15 protein-coding genes and 1 pseudogene are annotated in these 23602 nt (G+C 69.4%); 8 read left to right on the forward strand and 8 right to left on the reverse strand.

What is annotated here, in order from left to right; translation table 11 throughout:
* Positions 1-71 precede the first annotated feature (71 nt).
* Positions 72-1673, reverse strand: a complete 1602-nt coding sequence (locus BKA18_RS30190; RefSeq protein WP_366044843.1) for an amidohydrolase — start codon at positions 1671-1673, stop codon at positions 72-74.
* A gap of 93 nt (positions 1674-1766) precedes the next feature.
* Entirely contained in the window at positions 1767-3221 is a 1455-nt protein-coding gene (locus BKA18_RS30195; protein WP_366044842.1) for an APC family permease, read from the reverse strand.
* Between the two features lie 343 nt (positions 3222-3564).
* On the opposite strand from BKA18_RS30195, the gene BKA18_RS30200 reads away from it, so the two are divergent.
* On the forward strand, positions 3565-4215 hold the full coding sequence (locus BKA18_RS30200; protein ID WP_366044841.1) for a TetR/AcrR family transcriptional regulator: 651 nt from the start codon (positions 3565-3567) through the stop codon (positions 4213-4215).
* A 163-nt stretch (positions 4216-4378) separates the two neighbouring features.
* Here BKA18_RS30200 and BKA18_RS30205 read toward each other — a convergent pair whose 3' ends face one another.
* A complete protein-coding gene (locus BKA18_RS30205; protein WP_366044840.1) occupies positions 4379-5008 on the reverse strand; it encodes an ATP-binding protein in 630 nt (209 codons plus the stop codon).
* A gap of 446 nt (positions 5009-5454) precedes the next feature.
* On the opposite strand from BKA18_RS30205, the pseudogene BKA18_RS30210 reads away from it, so the two are divergent.
* The 3 genes and pseudogenes from BKA18_RS30210 to BKA18_RS30220 form a co-directional block, all read left to right on the forward strand.
* A pseudogene (locus BKA18_RS30210) lies at positions 5455-5965 on the forward strand (alpha-hydroxy-acid oxidizing protein); the annotation flags it as partial.
* A gap of 578 nt (positions 5966-6543) precedes the next feature.
* Positions 6544-6822: a class II aldolase/adducin family protein gene (locus BKA18_RS30215; protein WP_429638718.1), complete on the forward strand. Its 279-nt coding sequence runs from the start codon at positions 6544-6546 to the stop codon at positions 6820-6822.
* 591 nt (positions 6823-7413) lie between these two features.
* Positions 7414-9060, forward strand: coding sequence for a sodium:solute symporter family transporter (locus tag BKA18_RS30220; RefSeq protein ID WP_366044839.1), 1647 nt, complete (start codon positions 7414-7416; stop codon positions 9058-9060).
* A gap of 274 nt (positions 9061-9334) precedes the next feature.
* Here the strand turns inward: BKA18_RS30220 and BKA18_RS30225 are convergent, their stop codons facing one another.
* From BKA18_RS30225 to BKA18_RS30240, 4 genes are all read right to left on the reverse strand, one after another.
* Positions 9335-12310, reverse strand: a complete 2976-nt coding sequence (locus BKA18_RS30225; RefSeq protein WP_366044838.1) for an aminotransferase — start codon at positions 12308-12310, stop codon at positions 9335-9337.
* A 402-nt stretch (positions 12311-12712) separates the two neighbouring features.
* Positions 12713-13552, reverse strand: coding sequence for an SDR family oxidoreductase (locus BKA18_RS30230; protein ID WP_429638719.1), 840 nt, complete (start codon positions 13550-13552; stop codon positions 12713-12715).
* A 326-nt stretch (positions 13553-13878) separates the two neighbouring features.
* Positions 13879-15504, reverse strand: coding sequence for an MFS transporter (locus tag BKA18_RS30235; protein ID WP_366044836.1), 1626 nt, complete (start codon positions 15502-15504; stop codon positions 13879-13881).
* A complete protein-coding gene (locus tag BKA18_RS30240) occupies positions 15504-16565 on the reverse strand; it encodes a pseudouridine-5'-phosphate glycosidase (RefSeq protein ID WP_366044835.1) in 1062 nt (353 codons plus the stop codon). Before BKA18_RS30240 ends, BKA18_RS30235 begins: the two co-directional genes overlap by 1 nt.
* 213 nt (positions 16566-16778) lie before the next feature.
* On the opposite strand from BKA18_RS30240, the gene BKA18_RS30245 reads away from it, so the two are divergent.
* Genes BKA18_RS30245 through BKA18_RS30260 form a run of 4 tightly spaced genes read left to right on the forward strand, consistent with a single transcriptional unit; the run spans position 16779 to position 20430 of the window.
* The gene (locus BKA18_RS30245) at positions 16779-17588 is read left to right on the forward strand and encodes a 2-keto-4-pentenoate hydratase (protein WP_366044834.1); all 810 of its coding nucleotides are present in this window, start codon (positions 16779-16781) and stop codon (positions 17586-17588) included.
* Complete coding sequence (locus tag BKA18_RS30250) at positions 17585-18514, forward strand: acetaldehyde dehydrogenase (acetylating) (RefSeq protein WP_366044833.1); 930 nt, start codon at positions 17585-17587, stop codon at positions 18512-18514. Before BKA18_RS30245 ends, BKA18_RS30250 begins: the two co-directional genes overlap by 4 nt.
* Before the next feature lie 5 nt (positions 18515-18519).
* Complete coding sequence (gene dmpG / locus BKA18_RS30255; protein ID WP_366044832.1) at positions 18520-19623, forward strand: 4-hydroxy-2-oxovalerate aldolase; 1104 nt, start codon at positions 18520-18522, stop codon at positions 19621-19623.
* A 9-nt stretch (positions 19624-19632) separates the two neighbouring features.
* Positions 19633-20430, forward strand: coding sequence for a 2-keto-4-pentenoate hydratase (locus BKA18_RS30260; protein WP_366044831.1), 798 nt, complete (start codon positions 19633-19635; stop codon positions 20428-20430).
* Here the strand turns inward: BKA18_RS30260 and BKA18_RS30265 are convergent.
* Positions 20321-23575 carry an AfsR/SARP family transcriptional regulator gene (locus BKA18_RS30265; protein ID WP_366044830.1) on the reverse strand — a complete coding sequence of 1085 codons (3255 nt, stop codon included), beginning with the start codon at positions 23573-23575 and terminating at the stop codon, positions 20321-20323. The genes BKA18_RS30260 and BKA18_RS30265 overlap by 110 nt on opposite strands.
* Positions 23576-23602 lie beyond the last annotated feature (27 nt).

Here is a 23602-nt window from a genome sequence, read left to right on the forward strand (position 1 = left end):
CATCAGTGAGGCCGGATCCGGTGTCCGACTCCCGATTGCGCGAGGTCGCCGGTCCGATACTCCTGCTGGTGTCAGGCGCGGTGGGTGACGTTGCCGCCGAGCATGGTCAGCGCGATGGGCGCGTCGGCGAGTTCGTCCGCGGGGGCGTGCACCGGGTCTGCGCCGAACACGGTGAGGTCGGCTCGGTAGCCGGGCGCGATACGCCCTGCCGAAGCTTGCTCGCCGGCGACTTTCGCGGGGTTCGTGGTCATGCCGTGGAGCGCGGCGAGCGCATCGAGTGCCTGCCCGGGTGCGACCGGAGCGGCGTCGGGACGGCTGGGCAGGCGGCGCAGGCGTGCGGTCGCGAGGACTTCCCGCGGGTCGTAGTGGGCGATGGGCCAGTCGGAGCCGAGGACGAGGGTGGCACCGGTGGCGTGGATGTCGCCGGTGCACCAGGCGCGATTCGCGCGCTCGTGCCCGAGTCGGCGGGACCACTCATCAGTGTGTTCGGCCCGGGTGTAGGCGGCGTGGGTTGGCTGCATCGAGGCGGCGACGCCCAGCTTCGCGAAGCGCCCGGTGTGTTCCAAGGGCAGGGACTCGATGTGCTCGATGCGATGCATAACGGAGCGGGTGCGGACGCTTTCAAGGGTGTCGAGGACGTGCTGGACGCCGGCGTCGCCGACCGCGTGGGTAGCGGTCTGGATGCCCGCGGCCGCGAGACGATGCACGGCGCGCGCGTACGCGGAGGGGTCGCGCCAGAAGGATTCGGTGCCCTCGCCGTGGCAGTCGGCGTGTTCGAGCCATGCGGTGCCGCCCTCGACGGTTCCGTCGATGAAGAACTTCACGGCGCCGAGCTGCCAGTACCGGCCGTGCCGGCCGTGGTCGCGGATCAGGCTGTCGAGCTCGTCGTCGGTGACCCCGGGCATGCACCACGGCGCCAGCCGCAGCCGCAGCGGCAGCTCGCCCTCGTCATCGAGCGAGGCGACCAGGTCGAGGGCGTCGCCTTGGCAGTCCATGACGTGCCCGCCGGTCAGGCCCACGGCTGCCATGTCGTCGAGGAGAGCGCGCAGTCCGGCGCGGCGCTGGGCCTGGTCAGGGCGCGGGATGATGCGCTGGACGAGGGCCATGGCAGCAGCTTCCAGAAGGTGCCCGGTGGGCCGGCCGTCCGGGTCGCAGACGACGGTGGAGCGCTGGGGGAAGACACGGGGGCCGGTCACGCCGGCCAGGTGCAGGGCTCTGGTGGACGCGAGTGCGGAGTGCCCGTCGTACAGGCCCAGCAGCGCGGGGACGTCGCCGAGCACGTTGTCGATGGCGGCTGCGGTGATGGGGATGCCGTCGAAGGCGCTGTGTTCGAGGCCGAAGCCGGTGACCCAACCGCCGCGGGGGGTGGACCGGGCGGCGTCCGCGAGGACGTCGCGCAGTTGGTCGGGGGTGGCGACGGCGGAGAGGTCGATACCGGTGGCCAGGTCGAGGCCCAGGACGGGGTGGGTGTGGCCGTCGACCAAGCCTGGGGTGAGGTAACAGTGCTCGAGGTCGATGATCTCGGTGTCCGGGCCGCGCCAGTCGCGGACGTCGCGGTGGTCTCCGACGGCGGCGATCAGGCCGTCGGTGACGGCGACGGCGGTTGCGCCGGGCTTGTCGGGGTCGAGGGTGTGGATGTGGCGGGCGAGGACGATCGTGTCGGCCTGCGGCATGGATGAGCTCCTGGCATCAAGGAGGGCAGGGTCGCGAGACTGGGGCGAGGCAGGAGTCGGGCGGCCCGGAACGAATGAGACTTGGGCTCCGGGTCAGCTTGCTGCGGGAGCCTCGTGCGGCTGCGCCAGGCTGTCGTAGGCCTCGCGGCGCTTCGAACGGACCACGGCGGCGACGGCGTACCCGGCGACGAGGACGGCGGGCACGCAACCCATCAGGACGTTGTTCACGGTGGCCGACGCGCCGGTGAGGAGGACGATTTTGCTGATCATGAGGTAGAGCGCGCCTGCCATGAGCACCGCGGACACGGCCGGCGCCACCACGGTGCGCACCACGCCTTCGTTGTGGGCGGTGCGCTGGAAATACAGCGGGACGGCGAGTGCCGTGAGGGCCTGTAGCAGCACGATTCCGATGACCCCGGGGGTGTTCACCCAGATCAGCAGCTGGCGGTAGGGGTCGGCGTGGGCGATCGCGAACGCGGCGACGACCACCATGGCGAGTGCGGTCTGCACGACGCCTGCGGTGTGGGGGGAGCAGTGCTTGGGGTGCGTGCGGCTGAGGCGGGCGGGCAGGATGCCTTCCCGAGCAAGGCTGAAGGTGTAGCGGTTGATCGCGTTATGGAAGGCCAGAAGCGCGGCGAAGACGCTGCTGATGATCAGCACGTACATGGTGTTCGCGGCCCAGCCGCCCACGTACTGGCCCGTCACGTTGAACACCACGGACGTCGGGTCCTTGGCGATGATCTGCACCGCGTGAGGGACGCCGACCGCTTCGATGATGGTCCAGCAGGTGAAGGCGTAGAAGAAGGCGAGGAACCCGACGGCGATGTAGGTGGCGCGGGGGACGGTGCGTTGGGGGTCGCGGGCTTCGCTGCGGTAGATCGCGGTGGACTCGAAGCCGATGAAGGCGCCGAACGCGAACGCGAGGAGGATCCCGGTGCCGGGGCTGATCGCGTGCGTGGGGGCGAACGACGACAGCTCCAGGCCATGCGCTCCGCCCTGCACGACGACAGCGGCGTCGGTGAGGGCGAGGATGCCGGTCTCGGCGAAGAGCAGGACACCGAGGAGCTTCGCGCCGAAGTCGATGTTGCGGTAGCCGGCGAGGGCGACCAGGGCGATCGCAGCGAAGGCATAGACGGGCCACGGGATGTTGACACCGAGAAAGGCATGGACAGTGGCCTGGGTGGCGGTCGCGAACAGTCCGTACAGGCCGATCTGCAAGGCGTTGTAGGCGAACAGGGCCAGACATGCGGACGCGATGCCGGTCCGTGCACCCATGCCCCGGGTGATGTACGCGTAGAACGCACCGCCTGCGTCGACGTGACGAGCCATCGTGGTGAAGCCGATGGAGAAGATGGCCAGTGCGACGCCGGCGAACAGGTAGGCGGCGGGTGCGCCAATGCCTCCGGACATGATCGCGAACGGAGCGATCCCGGCCATGACGGTCAGGGGAGCCGCCGCCGAGACCACGAAGAAGGCGATGTCACCCGTGCCGAGGTTGCCGCGCAGTGGCTGGGGCGGAGCAGCGGTGGTGTGCGGGGAATCTGTCATGGTGGCTCCCATCGCAGGGTCAAGGGTAAGGCGGGCGTCCGATCGAGGGCGCCCACTTACCTAAACCGTTTCGGTTTAGGTAAGTGGAAGCTAACCGGTGCGGCGGCGCAGAGGAAGAGCCCAGCGTGTCTCGAAAACGTCACATGGCTGCGGTCGCGGCGGAGGGCGTTGCCGGCGTGGCGGTGCGGGATCGCCGCTGTTGCGGGCCGCGGTTGCTGCCGGTTCGGCGCTCCGGATCCAAGGGTGTCGGAACTGCTAAACTAAACTGTTTCGATTTAGGTAACTGGGCGCTAGCATGTAGGCACCGGGCCGGACGGACCTGCAGGGCCCCCAAGAGATCGTCATGACGGAGGCTGCCGAGATGGCCAGGCCGCGCGTAGCACTGCTGGACCGAGAACGCATCGCCAATGCTGCCCTGGCGATCGTTGACGAGACCGGGGACTTCACCGTGCCCGCGATCGCCCGAGCGCTGAACGTGCAGACTTCTTCCCTCTATCACCACGTCGACGGACGTGCGGGCGTTATAGAGCTGCTGCGCGAGAAGGTCGGCGAGGCGATGGACTACGACCAACTGGATCGGATCGACCAGCGTCCTTGGCAGGAGGTCTTGGCCTGCTTCGCCCGGTCCTACCGCGAGGCGTTCGCCGCCCATCCGCACCTCGTGCCCATCCTCGCCACCACCACCGTCCGCGCACCTCTCGTCATCAGTGCGTACGAGCGGGTGATCGCCATGCTGCACGGGGCGGGCTTCCCTGAGCGGGACTCCCTGGCCATGGTGACCGCGGTCGAGAACTTCATCATCGGTTCCGCGCTGGACCTGGCTGCACCCCCCGTCATGTGGGAGATCCCCGACGCTGCCGAGGCCCCAGAACTGGCCAAGGCCCTGGGGGCGGTGCCCCGTGACGCCGAACGCGCCGAACGCGCCGACCGAGCCTTCGAAGCCGGCCTGGCCGCCCTGCTCGCGGGCTTCACCGAAAGCCTCCCTTCCCGCTGAACCGTCCCTGGCGGAGCCTGCTCCGATGCCCATGTCCTGGAGCCGCCGGGCGCGTAGTTGCCGGGAGGGGTCCGTCGGCTTCGGCGTGTGGCGGCGGGAGTTGCCGGCGTGGCGGTGCGGGATGGCGGTTGTCGGGCTTTGTAGGCCGGGGTTGTTCCTGGGTTCAGTCGGCGAGGTGGGGATCGCTCTCCTGGGGGTGCGGGAGGGGCAGCGTGAACCAGGTGGTTTTGCCGGTGGGGGTGCGGGTGCTTGCCCAGGCTTCGGTGAGTGCGTCGAGGAGTTCGGTGCCGCGGCCGCTTTCGGCGTCCGGGGTGGCGGTGCGGCGTTGCGGGCTGCTGGGGTTGGTGTCCTCGATCTCGCATCGCAGGGAGGCCCAGAGGATTCGTATGGTGAGGCGGATGGGGCCGGGGGCGTAGCGCAAGGCGTTGGTGATCAGCTCGCTGACCAGGAGCTCTGTGGTGTCGCTGAGGTCTTGCAGGCCCCAGTCGTGCAACTGTGCGGTGGTCCGGTGGCGGATGCGGCCGACTTCAGCCGGGTCGCAGTTCACGGGCCAGGTGGTGTGCCGGTCACCGGCGCGGGGGGCGGCCGGGATCATTGGCCGTGGTGGCCTCGTATCGTGCGGCGGCAGTGCCGGGGTGTATGTCGGCCAGGGGGAGCCGGCGGGACCTGGGGGGTCCTGGCGGGCGGGGCGCCTGGTGGTGGAGCAGGCCGTCTCGGGGGTGCCGAGGTTGCCGTGCAGCGCCCGGGGCGGGGTGGCGGTGGTGTGCGGGGAGTCTGTCCTGGTGGCTTCCATGGCAGGTCCAGAGGGGGCGGGCGTCCGGTTCGGGGGCGCGGTTTATCTAAACCGTTTCGATTTAGATAAGTGCAAAGTAACACTTGCGCCATCGGGTAGGAAGACCTCAGAGCATCCCGATTTGTCGGATATCGGTGGGGCGCCGGGCGGAGCCGGCCCGGCAAGGCTGGTGACCTTCCGGTCCCGACCTGACCACCCCGCCGCACCGTGGGGCGCCGCCCGCGCCCGTCTGCCGCATTCCCGGCCCGGATGCCGTGCGTGGCCTCGGCCGTGCACGTCACATCGCCGGTTCCGCCCATAGGTCGGGCGGGATGATGCCGACGGAGCGGCCACGGGGGGCAGGGCGGCGATGCGCCATCGGCCGCCCTCGGTGAACATGTGGGTGACGATCCGGGCCTGTACGGGTGGTGATGCCAACACATGGCGGGCGTGAAGGAGGTCGCACCATGGCGTACGGCGATTGTCAGAACGAGATCTACATGGACGGGCTGCGCGGCGTGGTGCCGCCCTTCCTGATGACCTACGACGACCTGGAGCCGCTGGCACAGGCCGCGATGCCCGCGTCGGGTCCGCTCCTACGTCATGGCCGGAGCCGGTGACGAGGGCACGCAGCGCGCCAACGTCACCGCATTCGAACGCTGGGGCCTCATCCCGCGCATGATGGTGGGAGCCACGGACCGGGATCTGTCCGTCGACCTGTTCGGGATCCGCTTGCCCGCACCGCTGTTCATGGCACCGGTCGGCGTGATCGGCCTGTGCGCACAGGCCGGCCACGGCGATCTGGCCACGGCCCGCGCCGCCGCCCGCACCGGCGTCCCGATGGTCGCCTCCACACTGACCGTCGATCCGCTGGAGGAGGTCGCCGCCGAGTTCGGCGACACCCCGGGCTTCCACCGTGCAGAGAAGGGTGGGTACCAGGGCATTGTGGTCACCCTGGATCCGCGCGCCGCACGATGGCCGAACATCGTTGACACCAATGGTTCAAAAAGAGAGAATGCAGAGCGTGGCCAGGTTGTCACAGGCGCTGCGGGAACCGCTCTTGGGTGGGACGGAAGGGGAGGTACCCGTGGCGAGGGCGGACCCGGGCAGCGAGTTGGGGGCTTCCAGAGCGTCATCAACCGCAGCACGCTGGACTGCCTGTGCATCAGGTCTCCGTCGGATGGCCGTCGCGATGCGGCTGAACCGGTTTGATCACACCGGAACGGTTCCTGAGTTCGCCATTCTCCACCTGCGCGCACAGCCGGCCTCCTACACCGGAAAGCCGGCACCGCAGTAGGCCGACGAGTTGCGGCGGATCGTCGACCGGTACTGGCCGTTCAGCTCTTTTACCGCGCATCCAATCCGTTCCGTCATGGCGCGACGTGCTGGGGCCGCGGCAGGCCGTACTCAGCCGCTTCCCGGGACTTGATCCGACGCGGGAAGGGCTGTTGTCCGGCCAGTTCGGGAGAACAGGCCGCGTGCGGACCAGGCCGTGAACCACGGAATTCCCCTGGAGCCATGGCGTGACGAAGAGTGAATCGATATCAGGAGGACAAATGACCAGCACGTTGCCCGAACCGATGCGGTCGGCAGTGGGGCAGATGCCTGCCGGCGCCGTCATACCGCAGCCCCCGGCATGCACATCGGCGGAGGACGAGAGGGCGTACCGGAAGCGGGAGCCGGCAGCCGGATTTCGTATCTTCGGCAGGCTCGGATTCCCCGAAGGAGTCGCAGGGCACATCACGGTTCGTGACCCGGGGAATCCAGAGCTTTTCTGGGTCAACCCGTTCGACATGAGCTTTGGCCAGATCAAGGCATCCGACCTCGCCGGCTGACCCACAGATCAACCGTGCATCCGGTGTCACGGGTGCTCATGCCGAGTGCCCCGCTTCGTGCACATCCGTATGAGACCGACAACAATCGGTCTGGCGGGTCACCAGCAGGAGTTACGACCCGCAGTGCCCGGACCCGGCTTTCTGGCGCCGAGGTCGCCAACAGCCTGCGTGCGTGCCTCGGTAGCGACGTCACATCGGTTCAGGGTTGCCGCGGTGCACACAGCTGCAGCCGTCGCCCCAACCGCCAACTGGCCTTGCGTGCATCCGTACCGCCCCCCGGGTCGGTCCGGACGCACGACCACTCCTATGAAGAAGTGTGGGGGAGGCAGGTATGTCTCGATCTCTTGCGGCACATGAAAGTAAGCACGCATGCCGATGGCAGCGGAGTCCGGAGGGACGGTTCGTAAGACTCAACGTGGCCCTATTGGTGCTCCACATGGTGCTGGCCTTGGCCGCCAAACCACAACTTGCGAGCGACGCGGTCGGCCAACTCACGCCCGGTTCCCTGCTGCTCATCGGGCAGAGCGTGCTGTTGTTGTGGACAGCCTCCCGGTACGCGTCGGCCCCCGCCTCGGAATATGGAGGTGAGAAATGACCGGCTGCATGCTGGCCGTGATCGTGCCGATGACGAACGACACGCGCACGATCCTGCTCATGGTGTTTCTTGGCTTTCTTGTTGGCGCCCTGCTCTTCTGTCTGTTCCTGGGTCCGGAGCAGGATCACGCCGACGTCTTCTACCGAGGGCGCGGCCAAAGCACTCTCTTCAGCGCCGTGTTGGCGATGGTGGGCGTGTGCCTTCCAGCCAGCACTCTCCTGGGTATGACGGGCACGATCAGTCTCTTCGGCTACGACGGCATGTTCATCGCCCTCAGCGTGCTGTTCGCGCTGGCACTGCTGCTCATCCTCGCGAGACCGCTAAGGCGCCGCGGACGCTTCACCATCGGCGACGTGTGCGCACAGCACACCCAGGGCCGGGCTCCGCGAGTCGCAGCGGGCATCGTCACCCTTGCAGTCTGTCTGCCCCTGCTCATGTTCGAACTCGCCAGCGCCGGCATCAACACCGCGCTCCTTCTCGGTTTCGCCGGCAGCGGCGCCCGGTCAGTCTTCACCATAATGATCGGTGTCCTGATCGTCTCAGCCACCGTGTTCGGCGGTATGCGTGGCGCGACTGCCCTGCAGATCGTCAAAGGCGTCGTGCTGTTCGCTGCATGCGCCGCGGTCGTCATCCTGGTGATGAAACACTTCGGCTTCAACCCAGGCGCCCTGCTTCAGTCCGCGCGGAGCCACAGCTACCGCCCGGAGGCGTTCCTGAGCCAGGGGATGAGCACGGTACCCCGGGCCTCCGATGCTGTCGGGGCAGCCGACTTCGTGGGCCTCCAGGTGACCATCATCCTTGGATTGGCCGGCATGCCCCATGTGGTCATGCGCATCAATGCCCTCTCCGACGACGCCACTGCAGCGTCAGTCGTCTGCCGGGTGATGTACGTTGTCGCGGCCTTCATGGCCGGAACTGTGGTGATGGGCCTGGGAGCGGCCGCACTCGTCGGCAGCGAGCGAATTATTTCCGCTGACACGGGCGGAGCGGGCGCGCTGATGCTGCTGTCCGCGAGCCTGGCCGGGGGTCCCTCGAGCGCCGGCGGGGCTGCCGTGTTCATCCTCGTTGCGTGCGCGCTCTTCGTGACCGTGCTGGCAGCGACGGCGAGCGTCACCTTGGCTGCTGCCGCAGCGGTCGCGCACGACATCTCCCCGCACACCTACGGGAAGAGGCAGTCCGAAGGATCAGAGGTCGCTGCGGCACAGTGGGCCGCGGCCATTGTGGGCACTGCGGCTATCGCCCTGGCGGTGGCCGCGCGGAACGAGAACATCCAACAATTGACCGCCATTGCGCTGTCCATCGCCGCCTCCAGCCTCTTGCCTGCCCTGGTGTACTCGCTGTTCTGGCGTGAGTACACCCACCGCGGACTTCTGTGGACGCTTTACGGCGGCATGGGAGCCACCCTGGCCCTTCTTCTTTTCTCGCCGCGCGTCAGTGGTGTTCCCTCGTCCCTGTTCCCTTCATGGCATCTTGACTGGTTTCCACTGGAGAACGTAGCCCTGGTCTCGGCACCGGTTGGCTTTCTCCTTGGCTATCTCGCCACTGTGCTGGGCAGACCGGGGCGCGGGCGGAGGTCGTCGCGCAGGATGATGACCGAGCCGGTTGACGGCGTCGGCCAGGACCACCTGCGGAGAACCACCTAGCGCAGTGACAGGTCCGGCCGGGGTGAGGTCCGCGCGCACCTGGCGTTCCGCCTGGGCACGTCCGAGCATCGTGCCGGTAGGTTCGTTCTGTTCGGCGATCGCCCTTGTTGAAGCCTTCAGCGCAGCGTCGGAGGCCACCTGGCCGATCCGGTTCGAGATCACCGAGGCGCGTGCCGGCGGACGGAACGTCGGTTCGCCAGATGACCGGAGTCGTTGTGCGCACGGTGGTGACCTCACGGTGCGCACGACGCGGAGGCAGGAGCTCTGGTGTCGCTCAGTGAGTGTGCTCACTGGTGCTGCGGTGGCCGAGTTCGGTGAGGGCGCGGTCGAGGGTGCGGGTGAAGAAGTCGACCGCGGCGGGGTCGATGCACAGCGGCGGCTTGATCTTGAGGATGTTGAGGTGGTCTCCGGTGGGCTGGACGATGACGCCGAGGTCGAGCATGCGGTCGCAGAGTTCGGCGGTTTCCTCGGTGGCGGGTTCCACGGTGGTGTGGTCGCGGACGAGTTCGAGGCCGAGGTAGAGGCCGGTGCCGTGGACTGCGCCGATGATTCCGTGGCGGGCTGCGAGGGCCTGAAGCCCGGTCTTGAGGCGGGTGCCGGTGCGGACCGCGTTGCCCTGGAGGTCCTCGTCCCGGAGGGTGTCGAGGACGGTGAGGCCGGCGACGCTGGAGACGGGGCTGCCGCCGGTGGAGGAGAAGAAGTAGCCCTGGTCGCGGTATCGGTCGGCGATGGCCCGGGTGGTGATCACGGCGCCGAGGGGGTGGCCGTTGCCCATGGCCTTGGCGACGCACACGATGTCGGGCACGACCTGCTGCTGCTCGAAGCCCCAGAACCAGGTGCCCAGGCGGCCGTAGCCGACCTGAATCTCGTCGGCGATGGCCAGTCCGCCATGCCTGCGCACTGCCGCGTACACCTGGGCGAGGTAGCCGTCGGGGAGGGCGACTCCGCCTGCGTTGCCGTAGTAGGACTCGCTGAGGAAGGCGCCCGCCGGGCGGCCGGAGGCGGCTAGGTCGTCGATGATTCGGACCGCCTCGGGGGCGTACCGGGCAGCCTGCTCGCCGCGGTGCAAGCCGCGGTACGGGTTGGGCGAGTCGACGGTGTGGACCCAGTTCGGGCGACTGGCGAGGGCGTTGGGGTTGTCCTGGAGAGAGGTGGAGACGGCATCGGAGGCGTAGGTCCAGCCGTGGTATGCCTCTCGCAGGGCGACGAGGTCTTGCTGCCCGGTCGCGCCGATGGCGAGCCGGATCGCGAGGTCGGCCGCCTCGGAGCCGGAGTTGACCAGGAATACGGTGTCCAGCGGGTCGGGCAGCAGCGCGGTGAGGCGTTCGGTGAACTCCACAACGGCGGCGTAGTGGAAGCGGGAGTTGGTGTTGAGTCTGCGCAGTTGCCGCGAGACCGCCTGTTCGACGCGGGGGTGGGCGTGGCCGAGCGGGGTGACGTTGTTGACCGTGTCGAGGTAGGAGCGGCCCTCGGCGGAGACCATGTAGTGGCGCCAGCCGCGTTCCATGCGGGGCGGGTTGTCGTAGTAGTGCTCCTGAACGGTGGCGAAGGTGGCGTCGCGCCGCGCGAGCAAATCCGGCTGCGGAGCAGTCCCGGCGACCGGCAGGCCGAGCAGCGGGGCGGGGTCGGCGGTGAGCGCGAGCCAGCCGGGGGCGTACTCGGGTCGCACCAGTGGCGGGACGGCGGGTGCGTCGAGCTGCTGAAGCGCGACGTGGACGCGGGTGCCTGCGGGCAGGGCGACCAGGTGGTCACCCGCGCGGACGAGTGTGGCGGCGGGCAAGGTGGGGTGGACGGTGTCGGGGAAAGACAGACACAGCGCGTGGGGACCGCAGGTGACGGCCGCGTGGCCGGGCGCCGCCCACAGCACCTCACCGTCGCCGGGCGCCTGCAGAACCGCGGGCTCATCGAGCCACACATCGATACCCGTGGCGATGGTGGCGGGCGAGGTGGCGGACAGGGCCGGGGTCGCAGTGAGCCGCGCCTGCCCGTAGCGGGTGGCGGCCGCAACGGCTTCGTGCGCGAGGAGGGCCGACGCGAGGCGGTCTTCGGCCGCTTCGTCCAGCCAGGCGCCGTGGTCCATGGCGTCGGCCTCGACGGAGAGGTCGAGCACGGAGATCCGGTCGGGGCCCAGTCCCGCCACCAGCGGCTGCGCGGGTGCAGGGATGGTGGCTCGGTGGCAGGTCAGGCCGAGCGTTTCGGTGATCAGGCGGGTCATGACCGCGGTCGGTACCGCGGTGGCCTGCTCGAAGATGCGCCACTCGCGGTCGAGGGCGGCATGGGCGTAGGCGTTGTCGCCGTCGATGGCGGCCTGGTGCCGTCCGCTGACGACCAGGGTGGCTGCGCGGAGTACGACCAGTGGCCACAGGGCGGCCGCCTCGTCGGCGGAGAGCGGGCGGATCTCGTGGAAGGCACGGACGGCGGGCAGGACGTGGTGCGGTTCCATGCCGTCGTGATGGAGCATCGAGGACAGCGGCATGGCCAGCTCGCACACCGCCCAGGTGTCCGTGAGGTCGCCGAAGTCGATGATCCCGTCGGGCAGCGGCAGCGGGCTGCCGGGTGAGCGGACCAGGTTGTCGTCGGTCAGGTCCAGGTGCACGGCCTGGCGCGGGAGCCGCTCGGCGACCTTCAGCACAGCGGCCCAGGCATCCGTGGTCGCGGCGAGCACGGCGGACCGGCGCCCCACCTGCGGTAGGTGATCCAGCAGCCGGGCGACCACGCGGTCGGCGTGGCGGGGATCCCATTGCAGGACGCGCTCCAGCCCCGGGTGCTCGAAGGGCTGGAGGGCGGTGCTGACCTGGCCGGCGATGCGGCCCATGGCCGCTACCGTCCCGGGCGACAGGTGGCGCGGGCCCGACAGTGTTCCGCCGGGCAGGTGCCGCAGCAGGCGGGCAGTGACCGGGCCGCCGTCGGTGCGCACGAGGGCGGTGCGACGGTTGCCGTCGGCGTCGCGCACAACGGTTGCCAGACGTAGGCCGGGCTGTGCTTCGGCGATCAGGTCGGCGGCGGTGTCCTGGGCGTCGATCTCGGTCGCGGTGAACGCCGGGTTCGCGATCTTGAGGACGGCCGCGGGCGCGCCGTCGTCGTCGGTCATCAGGAAGTTGGCGTCCTGCTGGCTGCCCAGCGACTCGGCGCGGATCGTGAGACCGAAGTGCTCGGCGGCGATCCGGCAGGCCTGGTCGGACGTCAGCCGCGGGGCGGGCAGCGCCTGGTGGGTGAAGAAATCGACGGTGCGGGACTGGTCGTACGTCATGCCGGGCTCCTCAGCTTTTCGGTGCGGGGGAGGGGAGGTGTGGGGGAAGGCCGGCAGGGGGGCGCGGTGCCGGCCGGCTGCGGGAACGGCCTAGGCGCTCGGCGGCTGGTGGCCCGTGAGCCGACGCACCGTGCGGCGCCGGCCTCGCGGTGCGCGTGGGCTACACCGTGCCCCTGCGGGGTGAAACGCAAGCAGGACGTACGGATGGTGGGCCGCCACCAGCGAAGGGCTGCACGTCAGCAACCGGAGAAGTTCCTGACCACACCGTTGTCTCGTCCGTGACGTCAGGCAGGCGTACTCAATCGACGTCCCACAGGAAGGGGTGGGTGTGGATCCCGAAGGCGGAGGACGGGCCTAGGGGCTGTCGTTTGGATCATGCCGGGCTGATCCAAACGACAGCCCCTAGCCGCGCTCCTCCTGGATGCCGTTGCCGCCGTCCACTGTGAGCACCTGCCCGATGATGTAGCTCGAGTCCGGGGAGGCCAGGAACGCGACAAGCGCTGCCACCTCGTCGGGCGTGCCCGAACGGCCCGCCAGAGTAGCTGTACCCATCCTCCGCTCGCGTTCGGTGCTGGATCCGGTAGCGATCCAGCCCGGCGCCACGGCGTTCACGGTGACGTTGTGCGCGGCGGTCTCCACAGCCACGGCCCGGGTCAGGCCCACGAGCCCCGCCTTGGCGGCGTGGTAAGCAGCATCCCCCGCATAGGCCATAGCCGGGCCCGAGACCGAGGCGATGTTCACGATCCGCCCGTATCCGGCCTCGACCATGGGCCGCACGGCGGCTCGAGTGACGTAGAACGCGGTGTCCAGATTCCGCCGTAGCGCGGAGTGCCACTGAGTGGTCGACAGCCGGCTGAATGGTGCCGACTGCTCGGGATCACTCACCGAGGTCATCCCCGCGTTGTTGACCAGGACATCAAGCCCGCCAAAACGCTCCAGGGCGGTCTGCACCAGAGACCCGGCAGCAGCGGGCTCAGTCAAGTCGGCCACCACGGCGACGGCCTCAACCCCTTGCTCTGCCAGCTCGACGACACGCTGACGGATCCGCTCCGTCGTCGCGGTCAGCACTACTCGATTTCCCTGAGTCCCCAGTCGCAGCGCACAGGCAAATCCAATGCCATCAGGGTTTCCCGCCCCAGTCACGATCGCGACGCGGGCTCGGCTGCCTTCCGCCGTCATCGGTTTGTCCTTTGCTTGTCGTCGCTCGGAAGAGCCCGTACAGGGGGCTTCCGGGCCTGGCATGTACGCGATCGCCCGGCCAGGGAGTGGGGGTGCCCGAGCGGATTTACCGAAACCGTTTCGGTTTAGGTAGGATGTAGCGTAGCAGGTTGAACGCTGGACATCCATGCCGCCCCCGCACCCTCCCCGCTGGGGGCGGTCCTCGGCCGGGAGACCTTCCCGGCCACCGGGGCCGGATATCGGCAACTGCCGGGGTGGGCTTGCCAGTTGGGTACAGTGCGCCGGGCCGGGGGGAGGGGGCCGGTAGCTACGGGGCAGCCCTGTCCCGCTATCTTCTGGCCCAGCGCATCGAGGTGTTCGAAGCCTGTCGGTGCGCACCGGTTGGCCTGCTACAGCGGCTCCGGGGCCGCCGTCGCCGGGGTGTCCGCCGCCAGCGACTCCCCGGTGTTCGGGGTGCCCTTCCAGTCGCCCCGCAGGGCCGACACGGCCAGCAGGCACGACATCAACGCGGCCGCCCCGCAGACCACGTACCCGAGCGAGTAGCCCCGGCCGAGCGCGTCCCGGGCAAGGGCTATTGCCTGACCTGGTGCGGAGTCCGGCGGAACCGAGTTCACCGCCAGGGGGCCGCCGGCCCGGGCCACCTCTGTGGCAGCGGATTTCACCGCTGGGGCGAGCGAGGAGGCGGACAGGTGGGACTGGAACGCCGAGGCGGCATGGCCGAGGGCGACCGCGCCGATGAGGGCCGGGCCGAGGGTGAACCCGAAGTCCCGGAGCAGGCTGGTCGATGCGCTGGCCATACCGGCGTAGCGGATCGGCACCGTGTTCACGGCAACGGCGGTGAGCGACGCGATGCTGAACGCATAGCCGATGCCCGCCAGGCCCAGGGGGACGAGGTACGCGCCGAGCGAGGTCTCCCGTACGTCCAGGGTCGCCATCCAGAAGTCGCCCGTGGCCATCAGCAGCAGGCCGCCGGAGAGCAGCCAGCGGGGGTTCGCCCGCTCCAGCAGCCGTGAGATGAGCGGAGTGAGTACCAGCGAGAACCCGCCGAGCAGGACGAAGGCCACCGAGGTCCGCAGGGGGCTCTGGTGCTGGATCACCCCGAGGCGGATGCTGGTCGCATAGGCGGTGCCGAGGAAGCTGAACATCCCGACGACGGTGATGACCGAGACGATGGTGAAGGCGCGGTTGCGGAACAGGTCGAGGCGCAGCAGAGGGGTGCGGGCCCGGTGTTCGGCGAAGACGAACAGTACGAGGAACACCGCGGCGACGACGAAGGCACCGATCACCAACGGGGAGCCCCAGCCGTCGGTCGGCCCCTGGATCACCGCGTAGAGCAGGGCGAACAGGCCGATGAGGATGGTGATCTGGCCGCCCCAGTCCAGTGAGCGACCCTCCGGCGAGCTGGAGTCTTCGGCGAGCAGCCAGCAGACCAGCACGGTGATCACGGCCAGGGCTGCGACGATCACGAAGGAGAGCTTCCAAGAACCGTAGGTTCCGGAGATACCGCCGAGAACGGGGGCGATGAACCCGCCGGTGGAGAGCGCGGCGGTCCAGACCGCGATGCCCCGGGCCCGGTCGCGCGGTGTGTGGGTGCCGGCCGCGACCATGGCGAGCGTGGTGGGGAACAGCGCCGCGGCGCCCAGGCCGCCGAGGAGCTGGCCCGCCCACAACTGGGGGACACCCACGGAAGTCGCCGCCACCACCTCGCCGACGGCCAGCAGCCCCGCGCCGCCTACCAGCAGTCGCTTGCGGCCGAAGAGGTCGCCCAGCACACCGAAGGTCAGCTCCAGTACCGTCACGGGCAACAAGAACGCGTCGGAGATCCAGGTGAGTTGGGAGCCGACCGGATGCAGGCTCTCCTGGAACAGCCCGTTCAGGGTCGCGGGCATGGCCAGCGCGATCTGGGCGAGACACACCGCCAGGCAGCTGGTGATCAGCGTTGCCGCACGGGCGGAGGGGGCGGACCGGAAACGCCGGTGCTGGTCCACAACGGCCTTGGTTCTGGGGCTTGTCATCACGTCACTCGCTTCCACATGTCGCCGGCCCGGCCGGCCTGCCGTCCCGGTCCCGGAGCACGGCCGGAGTCGCGCTCGGCTGCCTGGCGGTCCGCAAGAGCGCGGGCCACCTGTCCGGCCAGCTTCGCGGTGCTGATCAGCACCGCACGGCTTGCCGCCGCACTCCGTCCCCGGGTCGCCGCGGATACGGCCTCCAGCAGGTACGGGGTGATTGCTGCGCCGTGCACACCGTCGCTTTCGGCTTCCTGCACGGCGCCTTGGACCGCCTGCTCGATGCGGTCGCTGTCCAGCGCGTCCTCGGCTTCGATGGGCGAGGTGACGACCACCGATCCGGTCGCCCCGGCCTCCCAGTGCACATCGATGGCCGCGGCCAAGGTGGTGAGCTCATCGGTCCGCTGCGGATTGGGGAACCCGCTGGAAGTGCAGTAATACGCCGGGAATTCCGCACACCGATAGCCGATGACCGGCACCCCCAGCGTCTCCAGATATTCCAGCGTGAGCCCCACATCGAGAATGCTCTTGGCACCCGAACACACCACGGCGACCTGACGGCGCGTCAATTCCACTAGATCGGCGGAGATGTCGAAGGTGACCGAGGCGTTGCGGTGCACTCCTCCGATGCCTCCGGTCGAGAGCACCGGAATTCCGGCGTTGTCGGCGATGAACAAGGAAGAGGCCACGGTGGTGGCCCCGAGGCCGCCGGAGGCCAGGATCAACCCGACATCCCGGGTAGTGGCCTTGGGAATGTGCTCGGTGCCGGCGAACCGCTCGAGTTCGCTCTCGCTCATCCCGACCACGAAGTGCCCGTCGGCAATACCGATCGTGGCGGGAATGGCGCCCCCTTCGCGCACCGCCTGGCCGATGGCCAAGGCCAATTCAAGATTTCCCGGGTACGGCGGTCCGTGGTTGATGACGGTGGTCTCCAATGCCACCACCGGCTGTCCTTCCCGAAGGGCCTGTTCGACCTCATCACTCAGGCGTAGCAACTGGTGCACATCTCCTCCTCCTTCTTCTTTCTTCTTCCTGGCACGAGGCCCCGCGGCCACGTTGTCGGAATTCATCCGTGGCCTTTGTGCGCGTCGAGAGTGGCGGCAATGGTCGCCCCGCCGGCTGAGGTGCACCTGACGACGGGCTGACGCCCCCGGGCACGCAGTCGGGCCGCCGTGTCAGCGCCATGTCAGGCCGGCAGCAGAGCCGGGGGGCAGGGTGTGGCTGTCCGGCGTCCGATCCGTGAATCCGGGCAAGCCAAGGAAATACCGAAAGGAGCCCTCAGCATGCTTCCGAGCACGGAAAGCGACGGCATCGCGGAAGCGGCACAACGGCTCTGGAACGCGCGTATGAGCAATCTGCCCTGCGCACCCATCCGCACATTGCTGGGCGCTGGAGATATCGAGGCCGCGTATGAGGTTCAGGAAGTGAACACGCGACGCGCGCTGTCCGAGGGACGACGGCTCGTCGGGCGCAAGATCGGACTGACCTCACCGGCGGTGCAGCAGCAACTGGGTGTCGATCAGCCGGATTTCGGGGTGCTGTTCGGCGATATGGCGGTGGGCGACGCCGAGGAAATCGATCTCACGGGGCTGATCGACCCGCGCATCGAGGTGGAGGTCGCCTTGGTCCTGGAAACCGGCCTCGCCGATGAGTGGACGACGACGGCCGACGTGCTGCGGGCGACCGCCTACGTGGTGACGGCGATCGAAGTGGTCGACTCACGGATCGCCGCCTGGGACATCGATATCGTCGACACGGTCGCCGACAACGCCTCCAGCGGCCGGTTTCTTCTCGGTGGGACCCCACGGCGCCTGGACGGACTGGATCTGCGGGAGAGCGGAGCGGTCCTGCTGGCCGGTGGCGAGCCCCTGTCCGTCGGAGCCGGCGCGGCGTGCCTGGGGCACCCGGTGAACGCCGTGACCTGGCTCGCCCGCCGACTCGCCAAGACCGACCACCCGCTCGCCGCCGGCGATGTGGTCCTCTCCGGTGCCCTCGGCCCCATGGTCCGCGTGGCGCCCGGAACCGTCTACGAAGCGCGTGTCTCCGGGCTCGGTTCGGTACGAGCGGTGTTCGCGAAGGGAATTCACTCATGACTGTACCGGTCGCCGTTCTCGGGTCCGGAAATATCGGCACCGACCTGATGTTCAAGATCCTCCGGCAGTCGAGCGGTCTGCGGATGGCGGCCCTGGCGGGGATCGACCCCGCGTCGGAGGGGCTGGCACGCGCTCGTCGACTGGGCATACCGACCACCACATCGGGAGCCGAGGGACTGACCGAACTGCCCGGCTTCGAGGAGATCGAGATTGTCTTCGACGCGACATCCGCCCGCGCGCACCTGCACAACGCGGAAGTGCTGAGCCCCCATGGAAAGACCCTCATCGATCTCACACCTGCCGCAATCGGCCCTTATGTGGTGCCGAATGTCAACCTCGACCGACTCGACGCCCAGAACCTCAATATGGTCACCTGCGGCGGCCAGGCCACGATTCCCATGGTGGCCGCGGTGCACGGCGTGGCGCCGGTGGCGTACGCCGAAATCGTGGCCACCATCGCCGCACGGTCGGCCGGTCCCGGAACCCGGGCCAATATCGACGAGTTCACGGAGACGACCGCGCGCGCCATCGAGCAGGTGGGAGGCGCGCGCCGGGGGAAGGCGATCATCATCCTCAACCCGGCCGAACCGCCGATGATCATGCGGGACACCGTGCACTGCCTGTGCCCGGACGGGGATCCGGACGCGATCAGCGCCGCGGTGGAGGCCGCTGTTTCCGCCGTCCGCGCGTATGTGCCCGGCTATCGGCTGAAGCAGCCCGTGCAGTTCGAGCGCGTCGACCGCCCCCGGCATGTTCCCGCACTCGGCGGCTCCTTCACGGGCCTTCAGGTATCCGTCTTCCTCGAAGTTTCCGGAGCCGGCCATTTCCTGCCGGAGTATGCCGGAAATCTGGACATCATGACGTCCGCCGCGGTGCGTACAGCCGAGCGCCTGGTGGAACTCCGCAGAAAGGCAGCTGCCAGGTGACCACGGTGGACTCAAAGGAAAAGACGGCAGAAACAGCGAAGGGCACGGCGAGGGGAACGGCGGAGGAAAGCAGCCGGAACCTCTACATCCAGGACGTGACGCTCCGCGACGGAATGCATGCCATCGCGCACCGGTACAGCCTGGATCAAGTACGGCTGATCGCCGGGGCGTTGGACCGGGCCGGGGTCGACGCGATCGAGATTGCGCACGGGGACGGCCTGGCCGGGTCCAGCGTGAACTACGGTCACGGCGCGCACACCGACGCCGAGTGGATCCAGGCCGCCGCCGAGACGCTCACCCGGGCGCGGCTGACGACGCTGCTGCTGCCGGGAATCGGCACGATCGCAGATCTCCGGCAGGCCCGCGATCTGGGGGTGCGCAGCGTCCGCGTCGCCACGCACTGCACCGAGGCGGATATCGCCGCCCAGCACATCTCCTGGGCGCGGGAGCACGGTATGGACGTGGCCGGATTCCTGATGATGTCGCACCAGGCGCCGCCGGCGGTCCTTGCTGAGCAGGCCCGGCTGATGGAGTCGTACGGCGCGCACTGTGTCTATGTCACCGATTCCGCGGGGCGGCTGACGATGGACGAGGTCGCCGCGCGGATCAGCGCCTACCGTGAGGTGCTGCGGCCGGAGACCGAGATCGGGATCCACGCCCACCACAACCTCTCCCTGGGCGTCGCCAACAGCGTGGTGGCCGTCGAACACGGCGCCTGCCGGGTGGACGCCGCGCTGGCGGGCCAGGGCGCGGGAGCGGGCAACGCTCCGCTTGAAGTCTTCATCGCCACGGCCACCCTGATGGGATGGCGGCACGGCTGTCAGCTCTTCCCGCTCATGGACGCCGCGGACGAACTCGTCCGCCCGTTGCAGGACCGTCCGGTCAGAGTGGACCGAGAGACCCTGGCGGTCGGCTACGCCGGGGTCTATTCGAGCTTCCTCCGCCACGCCGAACGCGCCGCGAGCCGGTACGGGGTGGACGCCCGCTCGATCCTTGTCGAGGTGGGCCGCCGGGCGATGGTGGGCGGACAGGAGGACATGATCGTGGACGTGGCGCTCGACCTGGCGCGCGACCGCGCACACCGGACACACACCGCAGACGACGCGTGAGAGGTCGCCATGAGTGGATTGACTCCCGAGGAGAGGCTGGCCGCGCGGCTCGACGAGGCGGCCCGGCGGGGTGAGGTCACCTCGCAGCCCTCACAAGCAGCTGTGCTGAGTGTCGCGGACGCCTACGCGGTACAGGAGTTGGCCGTCGCCCGGCGGCTGGATCGCGGCGAACGTCTGGTGGGGGTGAAGATGGGCTTCACCAGTCGGCAGAAGATGGCGCAGATGGGCGTGGACGAGGTCATCTGGGGACGTCTGACCAGCGCCATGCTGGTCCCGGAGGGCGACCGGATCGCACCGGACCACTACATCCATCCGCGGATCGAACCCGAGGTCGCGTTCCTGATCGGACGCGACATCCCTCCTGGCGCACCACCGGAGACGATCACGTCGGCGGTGACTGCGGTTGCCCCCGCGTTGGAGATCATCGACTCCCGCTATGCGGACTTCCGCTTCACCCTGGCGGATGTGGTGGCCGACAACGCGTCCGCGGCCGGATTCGTCCTCGGCGCCTGGCAGGCCGTGCCGCCGTCGCTGGACTGCCTCGGCGTGCTCCTGGAGGTGGACGGCCGGACCGCCGAGGTCGGGGCCACCGCGTCGATCCTCGGGGACCCGTGGCGTTCGCTGGCGGCCGCGGCACGGCTGACCGGGCGCGCCGGGATGCCGCTGCGGGCGGGGTGGGTGGTGCTCGCCGGCGGTGCTACCGCGGCGGTTCCGCTGCGCCCGGGGGCGCAGGTGCGTGCGGTGATCGAGTCGCTCGGTTCGGCGTCGGTGACGGTGGCGGGGGCGCCTGGCCCTGCACGGCCTTAGCGGTGCGGTTCACGTCGTCGGCCAGCCAGGTCGGAGTGGGCATTCCCGTCTCGTCGCGGATCTGCCGTGCCTGGGCCAGCAGTTCGGCGGCGCGCCGCAGGTCGGTCCGGCAGACCGCCCGGGCCAGGGCTTCGAGGCCCATGGCCAGCGTCCAGGGGTCGTGCACCGACTTGCCGGCGGCGAGGGCGCGCTCGAAGCACTCCCGTGCCTCCGCCGTCTTGCCGAGGTCGAGAAGCACCAGGCCCAGGCAGACACGGGACATCCCCGCTTCCCTGGACAGGGCCATGCGTTCATAGGACTCCAGGGCGCTGGTGTGCAGGGCACTGGCCCGTTCCAGGTCCTTCTCGGCACGCACGAGGATGCCAAGACTGTTGCGGGCACTGGCGGCGGGCTCTTCGGCGCCGATCCAGGCAGCGGTGTTCAACGACTCGTGCAACAGGTCACGGGCGGCGTCCGGTTCACCGCGGAGGATGGCCAGCCGCCCCAGGTCGGCCAGCCGTGCCGCGACCATCTCGGCCAGCCCGAGGTGCCGGGCCAGGCCGAGCCCCTCGTCGGCGAGCGCCGTCGCCTCACGGTAGCGGCCGCGACTTTCGCTGACCGCACCGAGGCGGAACAGGGCCCGCAGGACTCCCCACTGGTCGCCGCTGCGGCGGTAATGCGTCAGGGCGTGGGTGAACAGCTCCGTGGCGCGTTCGACATCGCCCTGCCAGAAAGCACCGAGTCCGGCAACGAGGTAGGAACTCGCCAGTACCCAATGGTCGGTGGCCTCGTCCAGCCCGTCGAAGGCGCGGGCGATATGAGGGGCGGCTTCGGCGTGCTCCCCTTGGCGCATCAGCGCGTGCGCCAGAAAGGCCGAGGCCAGGGCGAGATCGGAGTCCGAGCTGCCGGCGGCACTCCCGACGTCCAGCGCCTTGCGGCCGAGGCGTACGGCGGCGTCGAGGTCGTGTGCGTTCTGCGCGAGGTGGGACGCCCAGGCGAGCGCGAGCGCATGGACGGTGGGCGAGCATTCGCGGCCGTCCAGCTCGAGCGCGGCGAGGAGTCGCCGGGTACCGCTCTGATGCTCGGCACGGATCCACCAGTACCAGGCGAGCGCGCCTGCCATCCGCTGCGCCGGCTCGGCCTCCCCTCGTCCGAGCAGCCAGTCCAGGGCGGTATCGAGATTGCCCGTCTCCTGTTGCAGGATGTCCAGCCATGCGGGCTGGTCGGGCCCGCGTACCTGTCTGCCGCCCTCTTCACCGACCGCGAGGAAGTACGCGGCGTGCCGGTCGCGTGCCTTTCCGTAGTCGTCGGTGGCGTGCAGCCGTGCGGTGCCGTACTCCCGGATCGTCTCCAGCATCTCGTAACGCGCGCGGTCGCCCTTTCCCACCTCCACGGTGACCAGGGACTTGTTGACCAGCCGGTCGAGGCAGTCCCGCACGGCCGCCGCGTCCATCTCCGGCAGGTCGGCGCAGACGGCCGCTGCCGCGTCCACGGTGAAACCGCCCGAGAACACCGACAGCCGGTCGAAGACCGCTCGCTCCGCCGCGGACAGCAGCTCGTAGCTCCAGTCGACCATCGCCGCCAGGGTGCGGTGGCGCGCTGTCGCGGTGCGGGAGCCGCCCGTCAGCAGGCTGAAGCGGTCGGCCAGGTCGCGGGTGATCTCCATGGGCGACATCGTCTTGGTACGGGCGGCGGCGAGTTCGATCGCCAGCGGAATACCGTCCAGCCGGCGGCAGATCTCCCCGGTCGGTACGGCGTTCCCTTCCGAGAGGCGAAAGCCGGGGCTGACGGCACGGGCGCGCTCCACGAAGAGCTGTACCGCTTCGTGGCCGGCGATGGCCTCGGGGTCCTGCTCGGCCGGACCCGGGTAGCGCATGGGCGGTACGGGCAGCTGCATCTCTCCGGGGACGCCGAGCGGCTCCCGGCTGGTGGTGACGATGCGCAGCCGTCCGCAGTCCCGCAGCAGCGCTTCCGCCAGCTCGGCGACGGCCTCGACGAGGTGTTCGCAGTTGTCCAGCACCACCAGCAGCTGCTTTTCCTGGAGGTACTGCCGCAGCCGGTCGACGGCGGGCCGGACGGTACCCGGAGCGGGCGCCGCCTGCATGGTCGGGGGCGGCTGCGACCTGACGTCGAGAGCCTGCAGGATCGCGCCGGCGACCCGGTCCGGTTCGGAGACCGGGGCCAGCTCCACCACCCATACGCCGTCGGGCAGCGGCAGGTCGGCGGCGCCGGCCGCTTCCAGGGCAAGGCGGGTCTTCCCGGTCCCGCCGGCCCCGGTCAAGGTGACCAGCCGCCATGAACGGATGAACTGCCGCACCTGGCCGAGCAGGTCATGACGTCCGACGAAGCTGGTCAAGGGGGTGCGCAGATTGCCCGTGGCGCGCGAGGCCGCGGGCGTCGCCTGGTGGACCGGCGCGGAAGCGGGTCCGAGCAGGCCCGCGTCGTGGATCAGGATCCGCTGCTCCAGCTGCTGCAGTTCCTCGCTCGGGTCGACTCCCAGCTCGTCGACGAGCTGGGCGCGGGCCTTCCGGAACACCCGCAGGGCTTCGGCCTGGCGGCCGGAGCGGTAGAGACTGATCATGAGCAGGGCGAAGAAGTGCTCCCGGAGCGGGTGTGCCTCGGTGAGCGCGGACAGCTCCGGGATGACCTCGGCATGGCGGCCCAGGGCGAGGTCTGCCTCGATGCGGCTCTCCAGGGCGATGAGCCGCAATTCGTCGAGGCGACCGGCTTCGGTCCGGGCGAAGTCCATGTCCAGGACATCGGCGAGGGCGGGCCCGCGCCACAGGGCGAGCGCCTCGGACAGGGTGGCGGCAGCGGCCTCCGGCTCACCGGACTTCTGCGCCGTGCGACCGGCCGCCACCAGGGCCTCGAACCGGTAGACGTCTACGTCTTCGCGGTCCACGTCCAGCGTGTAGCCGCCGCTCGCGGTGGCGATCCGCTTGCTGCCCAGCAGCGCCCGGAGCCGCGAGATCTGAGCCTGGATCGTGTTCGCCGGGTGCGAGGGCATGTCCTCGGCCCAGACCTCGGCGAGGATACGGTCGGTCGAGACCACCATTCCGCTGTGCAGCGCGAGCAGGGCCAGCAAGGTCCGCTGCCGGGGCCCCTCAAGAGGAACCAGCTGTTCCGCCTCGCGCACTTCCAGCCGTCCGAGCAGCTGAACTCGCATGTGAGAAGGGTAACATCCCCGGTCAGC

It is taken from the genome of Streptomyces auratus (assembly GCF_050433025.1).
GTDB classification, from domain to species: domain Bacteria; phylum Actinomycetota; class Actinomycetes; order Streptomycetales; family Streptomycetaceae; genus Streptomyces; species Streptomyces sioyaensis.

Excerpts from the sequence above, each read along its gene's own strand:
- BKA18_RS30265 (WP_366044830.1), bottom strand. The coding sequence starts at position 23,575 with ATGCGAGTTCAGCTGCTCGGACGGCTGGAAGTGCGCGAGGCGGAACAG.
- BKA18_RS30250 (WP_366044833.1), top strand. The coding sequence starts at position 17,585 with ATGACTGTACCGGTCGCCGTTCTCGGGTCCGGAAATATCGGCACCGAC.
- BKA18_RS30225 (WP_366044838.1), bottom strand. The coding sequence starts at position 12,310 with ATGACGTACGACCAGTCCCGCACCGTCGATTTCTTCACCCACCAGGCG.
- BKA18_RS30215 (WP_429638718.1), top strand. The coding sequence starts at position 6,544 with ATGACCAGCACGTTGCCCGAACCGATGCGGTCGGCAGTGGGGCAGATG.
- BKA18_RS30235 (WP_366044836.1), bottom strand. The coding sequence starts at position 15,504 with ATGACAAGCCCCAGAACCAAGGCCGTTGTGGACCAGCACCGGCGTTTC.
- BKA18_RS30240 (WP_366044835.1), bottom strand. The coding sequence starts at position 16,565 with ATGAATTCCGACAACGTGGCCGCGGGGCCTCGTGCCAGGAAGAAGAAA.
- BKA18_RS30190 (WP_366044843.1), bottom strand. The coding sequence starts at position 1,673 with ATGCCGCAGGCCGACACGATCGTCCTCGCCCGCCACATCCACACCCTC.
- BKA18_RS30245 (WP_366044834.1), top strand. The coding sequence starts at position 16,779 with ATGCTTCCGAGCACGGAAAGCGACGGCATCGCGGAAGCGGCACAACGG.
- BKA18_RS30205 (WP_366044840.1), bottom strand. The coding sequence starts at position 5,008 with ATGGAAGCCACCAGGACAGACTCCCCGCACACCACCGCCACCCCGCCC.
- BKA18_RS30200 (WP_366044841.1), top strand. The coding sequence starts at position 3,565 with ATGACGGAGGCTGCCGAGATGGCCAGGCCGCGCGTAGCACTGCTGGAC.
- BKA18_RS30220 (WP_366044839.1), top strand. The coding sequence starts at position 7,414 with ATGACCGGCTGCATGCTGGCCGTGATCGTGCCGATGACGAACGACACG.
- BKA18_RS30195 (WP_366044842.1), bottom strand. The coding sequence starts at position 3,221 with ATGACAGATTCCCCGCACACCACCGCTGCTCCGCCCCAGCCACTGCGC.
- BKA18_RS30260 (WP_366044831.1), top strand. The coding sequence starts at position 19,633 with ATGAGTGGATTGACTCCCGAGGAGAGGCTGGCCGCGCGGCTCGACGAG.
- BKA18_RS30230 (WP_429638719.1), bottom strand. The coding sequence starts at position 13,552 with ATGCCAGGCCCGGAAGCCCCCTGTACGGGCTCTTCCGAGCGACGACAA.